17 protein-coding genes and 1 other RNA gene are annotated in these 14,253 nt (G+C 65.6%); 3 read left to right on the top strand and 15 right to left on the bottom strand.

Going from position 1 to position 14,253, the window contains the following annotated elements; all coding sequences use genetic code 11:
* Positions 1-101 precede the first annotated feature (101 nt).
* From pal to RLQ26_00880, 15 genes are all read right to left on the bottom strand, one after another.
* Positions 102-620 (bottom strand): peptidoglycan-associated lipoprotein Pal, encoded by a 519-nt coding sequence (gene pal, locus RLQ26_00950; protein ID MEQ9087292.1) that lies wholly within the window; start codon positions 618-620, stop codon positions 102-104.
* Positions 621-805: 185 nt separating this feature from the next.
* Complete coding sequence (gene tolB / locus RLQ26_00945; GenBank protein MEQ9087291.1) at positions 806-2,128, bottom strand: Tol-Pal system beta propeller repeat protein TolB; 1,323 nt, start codon at positions 2,126-2,128, stop codon at positions 806-808.
* Positions 2,129-2,151: 23 nt separating this feature from the next.
* On the bottom strand, positions 2,152-3,165 hold the full coding sequence (locus RLQ26_00940) for an energy transducer TonB (protein ID MEQ9087290.1): 1,014 nt from the start codon (positions 3,163-3,165) through the stop codon (positions 2,152-2,154).
* A 3-nt stretch (positions 3,166-3,168) separates the two neighbouring features.
* Positions 3,169-3,612, bottom strand: coding sequence for a protein TolR (gene tolR / locus RLQ26_00935; protein MEQ9087289.1), 444 nt, complete (start codon positions 3,610-3,612; stop codon positions 3,169-3,171).
* Between the two features lie 2 nt (positions 3,613-3,614).
* Positions 3,615-4,337 carry a protein TolQ gene (gene tolQ, locus RLQ26_00930; GenBank protein MEQ9087288.1) on the bottom strand — a complete coding sequence of 241 codons (723 nt, stop codon included), beginning with the start codon at positions 4,335-4,337 and terminating at the stop codon, positions 3,615-3,617.
* Between the two features lie 11 nt (positions 4,338-4,348).
* Positions 4,349-4,834: a tol-pal system-associated acyl-CoA thioesterase gene (ybgC, locus tag RLQ26_00925; protein MEQ9087287.1), complete on the bottom strand. Its 486-nt coding sequence runs from the start codon at positions 4,832-4,834 to the stop codon at positions 4,349-4,351.
* Entirely contained in the window at positions 4,827-5,873 is a 1,047-nt protein-coding gene (gene ruvB, locus RLQ26_00920) for a Holliday junction branch migration DNA helicase RuvB (protein MEQ9087286.1), read from the bottom strand. Before ruvB ends, ybgC begins: the two co-directional genes overlap by 8 nt.
* 29 nt (positions 5,874-5,902) lie before the next feature.
* Complete coding sequence (gene ruvA, locus RLQ26_00915) at positions 5,903-6,520, bottom strand: Holliday junction branch migration protein RuvA (protein MEQ9087285.1); 618 nt, start codon at positions 6,518-6,520, stop codon at positions 5,903-5,905.
* Positions 6,517-7,038 (bottom strand): crossover junction endodeoxyribonuclease RuvC, encoded by a 522-nt coding sequence (gene ruvC / locus RLQ26_00910; protein MEQ9087284.1) that lies wholly within the window; start codon positions 7,036-7,038, stop codon positions 6,517-6,519. Before ruvC ends, ruvA begins: the two co-directional genes overlap by 4 nt.
* 86 nt (positions 7,039-7,124) lie before the next feature.
* Entirely contained in the window at positions 7,125-7,874 is a 750-nt protein-coding gene (locus tag RLQ26_00905; protein ID MEQ9087283.1) for a YebC/PmpR family DNA-binding transcriptional regulator, read from the bottom strand.
* A 108-nt stretch (positions 7,875-7,982) separates the two neighbouring features.
* A complete protein-coding gene (locus RLQ26_00900; GenBank protein MEQ9087282.1) occupies positions 7,983-8,795 on the bottom strand; it encodes a TIGR00282 family metallophosphoesterase in 813 nt (270 codons plus the stop codon).
* 57 nt (positions 8,796-8,852) lie between these two features.
* The gene (locus tag RLQ26_00895; GenBank protein ID MEQ9087281.1) at positions 8,853-9,494 is read right to left on the bottom strand and encodes a 5-formyltetrahydrofolate cyclo-ligase; all 642 of its coding nucleotides are present in this window, start codon (positions 9,492-9,494) and stop codon (positions 8,853-8,855) included.
* A 76-nt stretch (positions 9,495-9,570) separates the two neighbouring features.
* Positions 9,571-9,728, bottom strand: a non-coding RNA gene (gene ssrS, locus RLQ26_00890) — 6S RNA.
* Positions 9,729-9,739: 11 nt separating this feature from the next.
* Positions 9,740-10,084, bottom strand: coding sequence for a cell division protein ZapA (locus RLQ26_00885; GenBank protein ID MEQ9087280.1), 345 nt, complete (start codon positions 10,082-10,084; stop codon positions 9,740-9,742).
* Positions 10,085-10,088: 4 nt separating this feature from the next.
* Entirely contained in the window at positions 10,089-10,298 is a 210-nt protein-coding gene (locus tag RLQ26_00880; protein MEQ9087279.1) for a hypothetical protein, read from the bottom strand.
* A gap of 390 nt (positions 10,299-10,688) precedes the next feature.
* Between RLQ26_00880 and tkt the strand changes: the two genes are divergently transcribed.
* From tkt to RLQ26_00865, 3 genes are read left to right on the top strand one after another with little or no spacing between them, the layout of a single operon-like run.
* Positions 10,689-12,641, top strand: coding sequence for a transketolase (gene tkt, locus RLQ26_00875; GenBank protein ID MEQ9087278.1), 1,953 nt, complete (start codon positions 10,689-10,691; stop codon positions 12,639-12,641).
* A 34-nt stretch (positions 12,642-12,675) separates the two neighbouring features.
* Positions 12,676-13,683 (top strand): type I glyceraldehyde-3-phosphate dehydrogenase, encoded by a 1,008-nt coding sequence (gap, locus tag RLQ26_00870; GenBank protein MEQ9087277.1) that lies wholly within the window; start codon positions 12,676-12,678, stop codon positions 13,681-13,683.
* Positions 13,684-13,686: 3 nt separating this feature from the next.
* Positions 13,687-14,145 (top strand): hypothetical protein, encoded by a 459-nt coding sequence (locus tag RLQ26_00865; GenBank protein ID MEQ9087276.1) that lies wholly within the window; start codon positions 13,687-13,689, stop codon positions 14,143-14,145.
* Positions 14,146-14,253: the final 108 nt, after the last annotated feature.

Here is a 14,253-nt window from a genome sequence, read left to right as displayed (position 1 = left end):
GCCCCGGCAACCTGCTCGCCGGGGTTCAACAATTCCAGTAACGGATGGGAGCGATCCGGCCCGGGACCGGGCCGGGATCGCGGCTCGACCAGAAGCCGTCGTCAGCTCCGCGGCGAGGACGTGACGACCGTCACGGCGCGACGGTTTTTCGCCCAGGCCGCTTCGTTCGATCCCTCGACCGCCGGGCGCTCCTTGCCGTAGCTGATCGTGGTGATACGCCCATCGTCGATGCCGAGCGCCACGAGGTAATTCTTGACCGCGTTGGCCCGCCTCTCGCCGAGGGCAAGGTTGTATTCCCGCGTGCCCCGCTCGTCCGCATGGCCCTCGACGGTCACGGTGACCGACGGGTTGCTTTCGAGCCAGGCTGCTTGTGCCTTGAGCGTATCCTCCGCCTCGCCGTCGATATTGTAGCGGTCGAAGTCGAAGAAGACCCGGTCACCCGCCGCCTGCTCAAGCGCGGCCTGGCTGCCGGGCTGCGGCGTCGAAACGACCGAGCCGCCGGCACCGCCGCCGGACGTGCCGAAACCCGTTCCGCCAGCGCCTCCCGTTTGCGTGGGACTCGTCTGACAGCCGGATACGAACAGGAGCGCCGAAAAAAGCGCCGCCAATTTGAGTTTCATAGTTCAATTCCCCTGACAATGGCGCCCGTCTCCGGGCGCGAGAAACGGCAGGCGGCTACCGCAAACCAGCCCCGTTAACCATTCCATTTTCGCTGTGTTTTTCATACAACACCCCAGCAAAAGCGGCAATTTCTTTGTTTTCTATCTCTTAACGCGCTCTTTCCCCACCCGATGGCCGCTTCCGCCTAGGGCAAAAGCGGCGACCAGGCCGGGTCAGAAGCATTTAACGGCGTAAGTATTTCGCGTTCGTTATGCCCCGTCAGATCGATGGAAAAAAGCCGGGCCCCGCCGCTATCCGGCCCGGACTGGGGTTCCTGGCGGAAAAAGGCGAGAACCCGCCCGTTTGGCGCCCAGGTCGGCCCTTCCACCAGAAATCCCTTGGCCAGAAGGCGCTCCCCCGACCCGTCGAATTTCATCACGCCAATATAAAATTCACCCTTTAACATTTTCGTAAAGGCGACCAGATCGCCCCGTGGCGACCATACCGGAGTGGCATAGCGCCCCTCCCCAAAGCTGATTCGATGCACATTGCCCCCATCCGAATCCATGACATAGATCTGCTGGCTGCCGCCCCGGTCCGAATTGAAGGCGATGGATTCCCCGTCGGGCGAGGCGGAGGGCGACGTATCGATGGCCGGATTCTTGGTCAGGCGACGGACCCGACGGGTTCTGAGGTCCATGCTGTAAATTTCCGAATTGCCCCCCGTCGCCAAGCTCATGATGACCTTGTTGCCGTCGGGCGTGAAACGGGGCGCGAAGGTCATGCCCGGAAAATCACCCAGGATTTCCTGCCGTCCACTTTCAATATTATAGATGTAAACCCGCGGCTGATCGTTGACGTAGGACAGGTAGGTGATTTCCTGGGAGGTCGGAGAAAAGCGGGGCGTTAGCACCAGCGTGCCACCGTCGGTCAGAAAGCGGTGATTGGCGCCATCCTGATCCATGATCGCAAGGCGCTTGATGCGATTCATGGCCGAGCCGCTCTCCGAGACATAGACGATCCGGCTGTCGAAATAGCCGCTCTCCCCCGTGATACGCTCGTAAATCTTGTCCGCGATCTTGTGCGAAATCTGACGCCAGTTATCCTGTGTCGTCTGGAACGCCCAGCCGCTGATTTGCTGCTCGGCGAAAACATCCCAAAGCCGGAACTCCACGCGAAGCCGCCCGTCCGGCATGAGCTGCGCTCGCCCGTGCACCAGGGCCTGGGCATTGATGATCCGCCAGTCGCCGAACCGGGGACGCACCGCAAGCGAGGACAGTTGCTCGATGAAGGCGCTGCGCTCGATCGGGCGAAACAGGCCGGAGCGTTCCAGGTCGGCCGAGACCACATCCGCCACATCGCTGGCGAGAGATGTCTCCTCTTCCGTGCCGCCGGAAAACGCCGTCACGGCGATGGGGAGCGGGTCAATATTGCCCCGCGTGATGTCGATGCGGAGCTCGGCCCGGGCGGAAAAGTTTCCGAGCACGATGACCAGCAGCAGGACGGATAGACCGAAAGGGAGGGGAATGTGCCTAATCACGAGATGGAATCTTAGCTTCCGAACATTTCCTTGGGATTAAAGGCCAGTGTCATTGTGCGCCACACTTCATATTTTTCCGGCGGCAACCGCAAGGGCGAACATTGGGGGTTGAGAACCGCGCGCAGGGCGCTTTCGGCCGCGGCCCGGAAGAACGGGTCCCGGCCGGCCCGGTCCCGGTCCACGATCCTTGCGTCGCTCACCCGGCCATCCGGCAGCATCGCCACCCAGATCTCCACTACGAGGTTCTCTGCGTCCCGCGCGCCGGCGGGAATGTTCCAGCACCTGGCGATCTGGGCCCGGACAGCGTCGAGTTCGCTCATGGTCAGTCGCCTGGCGGGCGAAACACTGGGCTGGGACTGTGGCGGTTCTGGGGCGCGATCGGCCGATTCCTGCTGTTTTTCCTGGTGTGGCGCCTGGGATTTCAACTCCTCCACCGTCCTGAGGACGGACATGAACTCGTCGGCGGCCGGCTTCTGGCGCTCCGGCGCGGGTTTTTTTCGCGGCGCGGCCGCCGTTTGGGGGGCCGGAGACGGCCGCTCGGGCGGCGGCTTCGGCCTGGCCTCGGGCTTCGGCACGGGCGGCGGCACGGGCGGCGGGGCGGCCGGAACCACCTCGCGCGGGGCGGGTGACGGGGCCGGGCTGGGCGGCGCGGCGGGTGATGCGGCCGGCGGCGCCGGTTCCGGCGCCGGTGCCGGCGCGGGTGCCGGCTCGGGCTCGGGTTGGGGCTCGGGTTGGGGCTCGGGCTCGGGCTCGGCCATCGGGACCGGCGCGCGGGTCTCGTCGTCGATTGTCACCATTTCGACAGGGATGGGCGGCGTCGGGCCGATCCGGTCCTCGAGCACGCTTGGAATCCCGAAGACCGCGACCAGGAGTACCGCGACATGAACCAAGGCTGAAAAGAGTGCGCCGCGCCGCATGGTCCTCGCGCCGTTTCCCTGTCGGGGATGGTCGTCCGGGCGAGCCGCCGCGCCGGGCGCATCACCCGCATCACCCGCCTCACCTGCCCGATTGGTCAAGTCAGCCACGCCCTACTTCGGACGCGGAACTTCCGCCACGAGGGCGACCCGGTTGAAGCCGGCCGCGTTGACCGTCCCCATCACTTCCATGACCCGCCCGTAATTGAGCGTACGATCTCCCCTCAGATATATCCGGGTTTCCGGATTGTTCCCGGTTATCGCAGCCAATCGTGGCGCAAGTTCGGCAATCGTCGTTTCGGTTTCCTGGATGAAGATCCGCCCCTCCCCGTCGACCGAAACCACCAGCGGCTCTTCCGGCTGGGTGAGCGAGGGCGCATCCGCCTCGGGCAGATCCACCGGCACGCCCACGGTCAGGAGCGGCGCTGTAACCATGAAAACGATCAGAAGCACGAGCATCACGTCAACCAGCGGGGTGACGTTGATCTCACTCATCATGCCGGGCCGGCTGCGGGCGCGGCCCCGGCGGCCCGTGTTCTGGCCAACTGACACGCCCATCTCTATTTCTCCTCGAACTCGCGGGAGAGAATGGCGATGAACTCGCCGGCGAAGGCTTCGAGTCGGCCGGCATACCGGCCGAGGTCGCCCGACAGCTTGTTGTAGGCCAGGACGGCCGGGATCGCGGCGATAAGGCCAAGCGCTGTGGCGAAAAGTGCCTCGGCGATGCCGGGCGCGACGACTGCCAGGCTGGTGCTCTTGGTCATGCCGATCGCCTGAAAACTGTTCATGATGCCCCAGACCGGGCCGAACAGGCCGACAAAGGGTGCGGTCGATCCGACCGAGGCCAGAAACGGCATGTAGCGTTCGAGGCGCTCCATTTCGCGACCGATGGTGATGTCCATCGCGCGCTCGATACGTTGCTGGAGCCAGGCGCGCCCGGCGGGCGCGATTCCCTTGCGGGCGGCGCGTTCATACTCGCCCATCGCCGCGACGAAGACGGCGGACATCGGTTCCTCAGGCTCGCTTTTGGCATCCTTGTACAGGCTCTCGAGCGCCGTGCCGGACCAGAATTCGGCCTCGAAGGCGTCCGTGTCCCGGCGCAGACGGCGCAGGCGGAGTGATTTCTCGAAAATGATCGACCAGCTCCAGAACGAGGCCAGGACGAGAATGATCATGACGGATTTGACGATGAAATCGGCCTGGAGAAACAAGCCCCAGATCGACAGGCTGGCATTATCCATCGACCCGGCGAGCTGCACGGTATCAACGACTGCATTTTCCATTTGAGTTGCCCCTAACCCTTTTCTTCTGTCCCGCCGGCCCCGACCGTTGCGACAAAGGCTCCCAATCTGTCACGAACGTGATCCGGTATCCGGACCGGCTTTCCCTCGCCCGTGAGACAAACTAGAACGATATTCATTTCAACCAGCATCCGGCCTTCGCGTTTCACGCATTGGCGGGCGGTCATCGAACTGCCCCGCATTTCCAGGATTTCACTCTCGACCTCGAGTGCATCGTCCAGATAAGCAGGCGCGAGATAGTCAATCTCCGCATGGCGGATGGCGAAGATACGATCCTCCTTTTCCCAGAGATGACGGCTCTCCAGTCCGACCGTACGCATCATCTCGGCGCGCGCACGCTCGGCATGCCGGAAATAATTGGCGTGATAAACGATGCCCCCCGCGTCCGTATCCTCAAAGTAGATACGAAGCGGCATAATATGGGCATGAGTATGGCGACGTGTTGCCTCGCTCGTTCTCCGACCGGATCGTTCAGTCATCCGCCTCACCTTCGCCGGTCGCGTCTTCCGCGCCCAGGAGATCAAGTTGCCGGGCGAGCCCGGCCGGGATGCGCAGGCCCAGATGCTCGAACGCGCTCGCGGTCAGCAACCGCCCACGCGACGTGCGTTGCACAAAGCCCTGCTGGATCAGGAAGGGTTCCACGACGTCCTCGAGCACATCGCGCTGCTCGGACAGCGCAGCCGAAAGCGTTTCCACGCCCACCGGACCGCCGCCGTAGTTGGAAGCGATGCAGGAAAGGTACCGCCGGTCCATCGAATCCAGGCCGCGGCCATCCACTTCCAGCCGGTTAAGCGCCGCATCGGCCGCCGCCGCATCCACCTCCTTCGTGCCCGAAACGGCGGCGAAATCGCGGACCCGACGCAACAGCCGGCCGGCGACGCGTGGTGTCCCGCGGGCGCGCCGGGCAATCTCGCGCGCGCCGTCGGGAGTCAGGGCAAGATCGAGCAGCCCCGCCCCGCGGCTGACGATACGCTCGAGTTCGTCCGTCTGGTAGAATGCGAGCCGCAAGGGAATACCGAAGCGCTCGCGCAGGGGGGTGGTGATCAGGCCCGAGCGCGTCGTCGCTCCAATCAGGGTGAATTTAGGCAGATCGATCTTGACGGAGCGCGCCCCTGGCCCCTCCCCGATCATCAGATCGAGCTGAAAATCCTCCATCGCCGGGTAAAGGATTTCCTCGACCGCCGGATTGAGGCGGTGAATTTCGTCGATGAACAGCACATCGCCCGGTTCCAGATTGGTCACCAGCGCCGCCAGGTCGCCCGCCTTGGCGATCACGGGACCGGACGTCGCGCGGAACCCCGCCCCCAGCTCGCGCGCGACGATCTGGGCGAGTGTCGTCTTGCCGAGCCCGGGCGGTCCGTGAAACAGCACATGGTCCAGCGCGTCGCCCCGTTTCTTCGCCGCCTCGATGAAGACCCGCAAATTCTCGCGTAGCTTCGCCTGGCCGACGAAGGCCGAAAGGCTGGTCGGGCGCAGAGAGGTGTCGAGAGGGTCGCCCGGGACCTCGTCGGCGGCCATTGCCTTCCCCGCAACCAGTCGATCCGTGCTCACGTGCTCAGCTCCTTCAGGCCGTCCCGGATCAGCAGCTCGACCCCCGCGCCATCGCCCAGCCGGCTGGCCGCGCGGGCGACTGCGCCATAGGCCTCGCTGCGTCCATAGCCGAGATTGACGAGCGCCGATACCGCGTCGCCTTCAACCGTCCGTGCCGCCGGATCGTCCGCCGCCGCCCCGCCGGCCGCGGAAAACCCATGGCCGGTCTCCGGCGCCGGGGCCTTGTCGCGCAACTCGGACAGGATACGCGTCGCCAGCTTGGGGCCGACGCCGTCCGCACGGGTTATCAGTGCCTTGTCGCCGGCCGCGATCGCCCGCGCAAGATCCTTCGGCGGGAGGACCGAGAGAATCGCCAGCGCGACCCGGGCACCCACGCCCTGCACCGTGATCAGGAGACGGAACCAGTCGCGCTCGGACACGTCACGAAATCCATAAAGGGCAATCTGGTCCTCGCGCACCTGGGTCTCGATTTCGAGCGTCACGGGACTGCCGGGAGCGGCCAGGTCAGCAATGGTGCGGTTCGAGCAAAAGACCAGATAGCCGACACCGCCCACATCGAGCACCACGCGCCCATCGTCCGTATAATCCAGAAGCCCTTTCAGCCTGGCGATCATCCGAACCGTCCCGCAACCGCATCCGTCCGCCCGGCCGCAATGCGCGTCGCCGTCATCGACATATGCGCATGGCAGATGGCCACGGCCAGCGCGTCGGCCGCGTCGTGACCGCTGATCTCGGCCCGGGGCAACAGGGTGGTCACCATCATGGCAATCTGATCCTTGGTCGCGTGCCCGCTGCCTACGACCGATTTCTTGATCTGATTGGCGGAATACTCCGCCACCGCCAAGCCAGCCCTGGCCGGCGCCAGCAGCACGACCCCGCGCGCCATGCCAAGCTTGAGTGTCGAGCTGGGGTTCCGGTTGACGAAGGTCTCCTCCACCGCGGCACTTTTGGGCCGGTGCGCCGCCAGCACTGCCATCAGGCCGGTAAAAATCTCCTCGAGACGCCGGGCGAGTGGCGCGCTCGCCTCGCTTTCGACCGTGCCATTGGCGACATGGACGAGCGCGTTTCCCGTGACCTCGATCACGCCCCAGCCAGTGCGCCGCAAGCCGGGATCAAGCCCGATCAGTTTCATTGCGCGCCGCTCCCCGTCACCATCGCCGCCCCGTCAGGCCCCACGCCAGGGCCGAAGGGCCCCACGCCAGGACCGAAGGGCCCCGGTCATGCCGTCAGTCGTTCGAGGATGTCATCGGACACCTCGAAATTGGCGGCGACCGATTGCACATCGTCGTTGTCGTCAAGCGCGTCCAGCAGCTTGAGAAGTGTCGCCGCCGCCGCCTCATCCACCTCGACCGTGTTGGCCGGCCGCCAGACCAGTTCGGCGCTTTCCGGCTCGCCGAAGCGGGCCGCCAGCGTGTCGCGCGCGGCATGCAGGTCTTCGGGCGCGGTGATGACGTCGTGGCCGTCCTGATCGTGCGCGACATCCTCGGCCCCCGCCTCGATCACCGCCTCGAGGATATCTTCAGCCGAGCCCGCCTCCGCGGGATACCGGATCACCCCCCGGCGCTCGAACATGAAGCTCACGCTGCCGGTTTCGCCGAGATTGCCGCCATGCTTGGAGAAAATGGCCCGGACCTCGCCGGCGGTGCGGTTACGGTTGTCGGTCAGCGCCTCGACGATCACCGCCACCCCGCCCGGTCCATAGCCCTCGTAGCGGATTTCCTCGTAATTCGTGTCGTCGTCCCCGCCCGCCACCTTGGCGATCGCACGCTCGATGTTGTCGTTTGGCATGTTGGCGGTGCGGGCCGCGGCCACGGCGGCGCGCAGGCGTGGATTCTTGTCCGGCTCGGGCAGGCCGGTACGGGCGGCCACGATGACCTCCCGGATGAGGCGACTGAAGATCTTGGCGCGCTTTTTGTCCTGCGCCGACTTGCGGTGCTGGATGTTCTTGAATTTGGAATGACCTGCCATAGTCGTCCGACCCGTGCTCCGCCCATCGGAGATAGAGATATTGTAAGAATTGGCGGGATTTATACCAGATATAGGGTGAAATCCCAGCGCTTCCTCGGCCTGCCCACCCTAGGCCGGGCCGGCGGGTGCCAGAATGCCGCCCCGGCGCAACGGGGCGACGGTCCGGGCGAGCCCGGTCGCGTCGTCGGTTTCGACGAAGACGCCGCATAGCGTCGCCGGGCCGGTCGCCGGCGGGACCCGGCCCGTGGGCATCTTGCGGATGAACCGCCTCATGGCCGGCTCCTTCTCCATGCCGATCACCGAATCGTAATCGCCGCACATGCCGGCGTCGCTCTGATAAGCAGTGCCGCCGGGCAGGACATGCGCATCCGCCGTGGGTATATGCGAATGGGTTCCCACCACAAGCGAGGCGCGGCCGTCCAGATAATGGCCGATCGCCATCTTCTCGCTCGTCGCCTCGCCATGCACATCGACGATGACGGCGTCCACGGCTCGCCCCAGCCGGGCCGTCTGCAGTACCGTGTCAAGCGCGGGGAATGGATCGTCGAGCGGGTCCATAAAAAGTCGTGTCATGACGTTGACCACCAGGACCCTGCGCCCGTCCGCCAGCGAGTATGTCGCGGCCCCGCGGCCGGGCGTGTCTTTCGGGTAATTCACCGGACGCAGCAATCTTGCGTCGCCACCGATATAGCCGATGATTTCCTTGGCGTCCCAGACATGATTGCCCGTCGTGATGGCATCAACGCCGGTCTGGTACAGGCCCTCGCAGATTTGCGGCGTGATGCCGAACCCGCCGGCGGCGTTCTCGCCATTGACCACGACAAAATCGAGGCTTAACTCGGCCCGAAGGTCCGGCAAGGCCTCCATCAGCGCATCGCGCCCGGCGCGTCCCATGATATCGCCAAGAAACAGTAACCGCATGTCGTCGCCATCCGTTGTTCACATCAAGGGGAGAGCCGGCGCCAAGGTGGCGGACCGTCACACCGCCGGCCCTGTATAGACGGTTTTCTCCGTGACCACCGCATCGAGCCGCGCATCGTGGTCGGCCACCGGCAGGTCGTCGCGGCGCTGGCCGTCAAAAGCGAGGCCGACGGCGCGGCTGGCCGGAGAGATCCTCCGCAAGGCCGCCAGGGTCCGGTCATAATAGCCGCCGCCATAGCCGAGCCTGTGGCACCCGTCATCGAAGGCGAGAAGCGGCACGACCACCAGATCAGGCAGGAGCGAGGGTGCATTTTCGTCGGGCGCCGGGATCCGGAAGCGGCTGAAGGGGGGGCGTGTGTCCGGCGACCAGACACGAAAATCAAGGGGCGCTTCAGTCAGCCGGTTGGGGGCGATGGCGGGAAAACAGGTGGTCCAGCCGTCCGCCGCCAGAGACCGCATAAATGGCAGGGGATCGATCTCACTACCGTGTGGCCAGTACCCGGCCGCCACGCCCGCTCCCGTCAGGCCGAGACCCGGGAGAAGTTCAAGGAAATGCCGGGCGGCTGACGCCCCCGCGCCATCGCTGGCCGCGCCGGTGCTCTCGACTGCCGCGGCGGCGGCGCGGATCCCGTCGCGCCGGGCCCGGCATTCTGCGCGCAGGGCGGCTTTCTGCTCCTGAAGCGAGGCGGACGCGGCCAAGATCCATCCAATCTAACCCGCGGGACGCGGGACGGCCTGGCCCGCCGGAGGCGGGACGGCTTTGGCAGTGGGCGTGATCGGGGCCAGTCGGACCGTCGGCATTGATAACTCCCTTGGACCTGCACAAGCAGGTGGGCGCCGTGAATACCGGAACCAAGGCTCCGGCAGGGACAGCTCCCTAGGAATTATGAGTAGGCCCAGGTGTTAATCGCCTAACGAATCCACCAGCGCCGATCAGGCCCAATCTAGGCGCGCGACTGCCCGTCCGCAAGTGTGGCTGACAGCCGCTCCAGGCGCGCCGTCAGCCCGTCGAGCGCCGCCGCCGCCTCGTCCGCCGCGCCCGATGCCCCCGCCTCGAGAGCGGTCCTGACGGTTTCCAGCTCGTCATAGGTCTCGGCCAGTTCGTCGGCGACGAGAAGCGCGCCCATCAGGAGAAGCTGGGCGTCACTCACATGATGGCCGGCGCCTTGGGCGATCTCGCGCACCCGCTCGTCGACATAGGAAGCCAGGGTCGACAAATGGCCCTCCTGCCCGTCATCGCACGCGAGTTTGTATTCCCGCCCGTTGACCTGAACCGTGACTTGCGCCATCGCCCTATGCCTCCAAAAGCGATTTGATCTCGGCGATGGCGGCATCCAGGCGCTTGCCGAGCTGCCGGTTCCGGTCCCGGACCAGATCCGCCTCGGCCCGGAGCCGCGCGACATCGTCCTCCGATCCGCCCTTATTCGCGATGTTGCGCGCGGCCGCTTCGAGTTGGTCCACCGCGGCTGACAGCCGCGCCTGCGCCGATAAGAGACGTTCCATCGAGATCCTGTTTCGAGAAGGCCATTAGGGGGCGCATGGCCGAAGGCGCGCCCTGACTGAATTGAACCATACGATCGCGGCGAAATCACGGTCAACCGCGCCCGTGCATGGATGCGCGCCAAAAGCGGTGACGGATGGCGGCGGCACGCGGGAATCGGGTTGACGACCGGGGGCCGGCTCGGCACATTCCGCCCCAATACAGGCGCGCGACCCTGCCGTCGCCCGCCCGCCCCCAACCTCGCCCAGAATCCATATCAAGATCCGCACGGATCGTCCGAACAACTCCGAAAATCCGGCCTAAACGGCCGCAATCTGGAAATCCCGATGCCCGCCGTGAAGCACGCCGCCACCTCTTCTGAAAATAACCGGACCTCCGGTTTTTCGAGGCAGATGGCGAATGCGATCCGCGCGCTCGCAATGGATGCCGTCCAGAAGGCCAAATCGGGCCATCCCGGCATGCCCATGGGCATGGCCGATGTCGCGACCGTGCTCTTTACCCGGGTCATGAAATACGATCCGGCCCATCCCGAATGGCCAGACCGGGACCGGTTTGTCCTCTCTGCCGGGCATGGGTCAATGCTGCTCTATGCGGCGCTTTACCTGACCGGCTACGCGGATATGACGATCGAGGAGATCAAGAATTTCCGCCAGCTCGGCGCGCGAACCGCCGGCCACCCTGAATACGGCCACGCCGGCGGCATCGAGACGACGACGGGCCCGCTCGGGCAGGGTCTGGCCAATGGTGTCGGCATGGCCATGGCCGAGAAGCTTCTGGCCGCCCGCTACGGGCGCGGGATGGTGGACCACTTTACCTATGTCATTGCGGGCGACGGGTGTCTGATGGAAGGAATCAGCCACGAGGCGATTTCGCTTGCAGGCCACCTCAAGCTGGACCGGCTGATCGTGCTGTTCGACGACAACGGAATTTCAATCGACGGCCCAACCGACATGACCGTCTCGGACGATCAGTTGGGGCGGTTCCGGGCCAGCGGCTGGCACGTCCAGAGCGTGGACGGGCACGACCAGGACGCGGTGCTGAAAGCGATCGAGGCTGCCCGGGCGAGCGACGCCCCTTCGCTCATCGCCTGCAAGACGGTCATCGGTTTCGGAGCGCCCAGCAAGGCAGGCACAGCGGCGACCCATGGCGCACCCCTTGGCGAGGAGGAAATCGCCGGCGCGCGGGAAGAACTCGGCTGGCCCTACCCGCCCTTCGAGGTGCCGGACGACGTGCTCCGGGCCTGGCGGGAGGCTGGAAGGCGGGGCACCGAGGCATACCGGGAATGGCAACGCGCCCTTGACGGATATGACCGGCGCGCCGAGTTCGAGCGGGTCATGCGAGGCGATGCACCGGACGGGCTCGCCCAGGCCATTCAGGCCTTCAAGGAGAAAATCGGCGCGGAAAAGCCGATTTGGGCCACCCGCAAGGCGTCGGGCGAGGTGTTGAGCCATCTCGGGCCGGTCGTGCCGGAGCTGATCGGCGGTTCGGCGGATCTCACCGGCTCGAACCTGACCAGGGGTGCGGGACAGGCAACCGTTACCCCCGATGATTTTTCCGGCAGCTATATCCATTACGGGGTGCGCGAACATGCCATGGCGGCGGCCATGAACGGCATGGCGCTTCATGGCGGACTGATCCCCTACGGCGGCACCTTCCTGGTTTTCACCGATTACTGCCGGGCGTCCATTCGCCTCTCCGCCCTGATGGGCCTGCCGGTGGTCTATGTCATGACCCACGATTCGATCGGGCTGGGCGAGGACGGGCCGACACACCAGCCGGTCGAGCACCTCGCCAGTCTCCGCGCGATCCCCAATCTTTCCGTGTTCCGCCCGGCCGATCCGATCGAGACGGCGGAATGCTGGGCGCTGGCCCTGTCCAATCGGACGGGCCCGTCGGTTCTCGCCCTCTCGCGTCAGGGCACGCCGGTGGTGCGCGAGGCGACGACGGAGAACCTCTCGTCGCGCGGCGGCTACGTCCTGGCCCCGGCCTCGGGCGAGCGTCAGGCGACGATCCTGTCCACGGGCACGGAAATCCCCCTCGCCCTGGAGGCACGGCGCAACCTCGAGGCAGCGGGCATTCCGACAGCAGTGGTCTCGATGGTGTCTTGGGAACTCTTCGAGACGGAATCAGAAAGCTACCGGGCGAGCGTTCTGGGCCCGCGTGCCTCGCGGGTGGCGATCGAGGCAGCGGCCGTGTTCGGCTGGAGCCGCTATGTCGAGAGCGAGGACGATGTCATCGGCATGCGGGGCTTCGGCGCCTCGGCGCCGGCCGAGGAATTGTACGCACATTTCGGCATCACCGCCGAGGCGGTGGTGCAGCTTGTAAAGAGAAAGCTGCGCGGCTGACCGGCGGCGCGGCACAATAACTAGGGAGACGGCAATGGCGATCAGGGTGGCCATTAACGGATTCGGGCGGATCGGACGGCTTGTCCTCAGAGGCATCTTCGAATCCGGGCGCGATGATATCGAGGTCGTGGCGATCAACGATCTGGGCGACGCTGAAAGCAACGCGCACCTTCTGAAGTACGATACCGTGCACGGCACACTCAACGCCGATATCACGGTGGATGGCGACAAGATGGATCTCGGACGCGGCCCGATCAGGGTGGTGGCCGAGCGTGAGCCCGGCAAACTGCCGTGGAAGGACATTGGCGTTGATGTCGCGCTCGAATGCACCGGCCTCTTCACCAAGCGCGACGCGGCCGCCCAGCATCTGAGTGCAGGGGCAACGCGGGTCCTCGTTTCCGCGCCGGCCGACGGCGCCGACCTCACGATTGTTTACGGCGTCAATCACGACAAGCTCGAAAAGTCCCATACCGTGATTTCAAACGCGTCGTGCACGACCAACTGCCTGGCCCCCGTCGCCGACGTGCTGCACAAGACATTCGGAATCCGGCAGGGATTCATGACGACCGTGCATGCATTTACTGGTGATCAACGAATCGTCGACACGCTGCACAAGGATTTGCGCCGGGCACGCGCGGCGGCCAACAACATGATTCCCACCTCGACCGGCGCGGCCCGCGCCGTCGGCCTGGTCCTGCCGGAACTGAAGGGCCGGCTTGATGGCTCGGCCATTCGCGTGCCGGTGCCGAATGTTTCGATGGTCGATTTCAAGATCACGGCCGGCCGCGCGACCAGCGCCGAGGAAGTGAACGCCGCCATGGTCGAGGCCGCCAACGGACGCCTGAAGGGGATTCTCGGCATCGTGGATGTGCCGCTGGTCTCAAGCGACTTCAACCACAATCCCAACAGCTCCACCTTCGACGTCACCCAGACCGAGGTCATCGACGGCACGTTCGTCCGCGTGCTGTCATGGTATGATAACGAATGGGGTTTCGCCAATCGCATGGCCGATGCCGCCGTCGCGGTAGGCCGGCTGGGCTAGACCGTGGCGCAGAAGGACGCACCGCGCCGGATCATCGTTCAGGGCCGCGAGGAGGCCGAGGCGGCGCTTCGGGCGGCGCGGCGGCTGGACCGGCCGGTCTCCCTCGAAACCCCACCGGGGGGCGCCGGCGCCGGCGGCGCGCTCTACTGGATCGAGGTCTTCCGCCAGGCGGGCGAGGCGGTGCCCGAGGCCCGCTTCTCGGGCGTTATCGATGCCGCCGGAGATGCCGGGCTCGCCATGGCCTGCCTTCGCGCGGGCGCCAGGGCCGTGCGGTTCACGGGTCGCGCGGATATTCAAGAGAAACTCGCCAGCATGGCCCGTGCGACGGGTGCCAGCCTCCTGCCCGCCGACGCGGCGGGCAGCGATGAGGAGAGCCCCCTTGTCGTGGCCGATATCAGGACCCGAGCGGATGACGCCGCCCTGGTCGAGGCACTGGTATCGTGCTGTCGGGGCGACGGTTAGGTGCGGCCATGCCCATCTGCCGGGAGAGGCGAGAGCGGCGGAAACATGAGAGGCCGTTTGCATTGCCTCCGGGGCTGAGCTATTCAGAAACCGTGTGGGCGACAGAGC

This window comes from Alphaproteobacteria bacterium, from assembly GCA_040220875.1.
In the GTDB taxonomy this organism is placed as follows: domain Bacteria; phylum Pseudomonadota; class Alphaproteobacteria; order JAVJVX01; family JAVJVX01; genus JAVJVX01.
Note: the sequence above shows the minus strand (reverse complement) of the source record. Positions and strands in the feature narration are given on the sequence as shown.

Bases quoted from the DNA above. Each gene is read 5' to 3' on its own strand.
- pal (MEQ9087292.1), bottom strand. From the start codon at position 620: ATGAAACTCAAATTGGCGGCGCTTTTTTCGGCGCTCCTGTTCGTATCC.
- tolR (MEQ9087289.1), bottom strand. From the start codon at position 3,612: ATGGGCGTGTCAGTTGGCCAGAACACGGGCCGCCGGGGCCGCGCCCGC.
- tolQ (MEQ9087288.1), bottom strand. From the start codon at position 4,337: ATGGAAAATGCAGTCGTTGATACCGTGCAGCTCGCCGGGTCGATGGAT.
- ybgC (MEQ9087287.1), bottom strand. From the start codon at position 4,834: ATGACTGAACGATCCGGTCGGAGAACGAGCGAGGCAACACGTCGCCAT.
- ruvB (MEQ9087286.1), bottom strand. From the start codon at position 5,873: ATGGCCGCCGACGAGGTCCCGGGCGACCCTCTCGACACCTCTCTGCGC.
- ruvA (MEQ9087285.1), bottom strand. From the start codon at position 6,520: ATGATCGCCAGGCTGAAAGGGCTTCTGGATTATACGGACGATGGGCGC.
- ruvC (MEQ9087284.1), bottom strand. From the start codon at position 7,038: ATGAAACTGATCGGGCTTGATCCCGGCTTGCGGCGCACTGGCTGGGGC.
- RLQ26_00905 (MEQ9087283.1), bottom strand. From the start codon at position 7,874: ATGGCAGGTCATTCCAAATTCAAGAACATCCAGCACCGCAAGTCGGCG.
- RLQ26_00900 (MEQ9087282.1), bottom strand. From the start codon at position 8,795: ATGCGGTTACTGTTTCTTGGCGATATCATGGGACGCGCCGGGCGCGAT.
- RLQ26_00885 (MEQ9087280.1), bottom strand. From the start codon at position 10,084: ATGGCGCAAGTCACGGTTCAGGTCAACGGGCGGGAATACAAACTCGCG.
- RLQ26_00880 (MEQ9087279.1), bottom strand. From the start codon at position 10,298: ATGGAACGTCTCTTATCGGCGCAGGCGCGGCTGTCAGCCGCGGTGGAC.
- tkt (MEQ9087278.1), top strand. From the start codon at position 10,689: ATGGCGAATGCGATCCGCGCGCTCGCAATGGATGCCGTCCAGAAGGCC.
- gap (MEQ9087277.1), top strand. From the start codon at position 12,676: ATGGCGATCAGGGTGGCCATTAACGGATTCGGGCGGATCGGACGGCTT.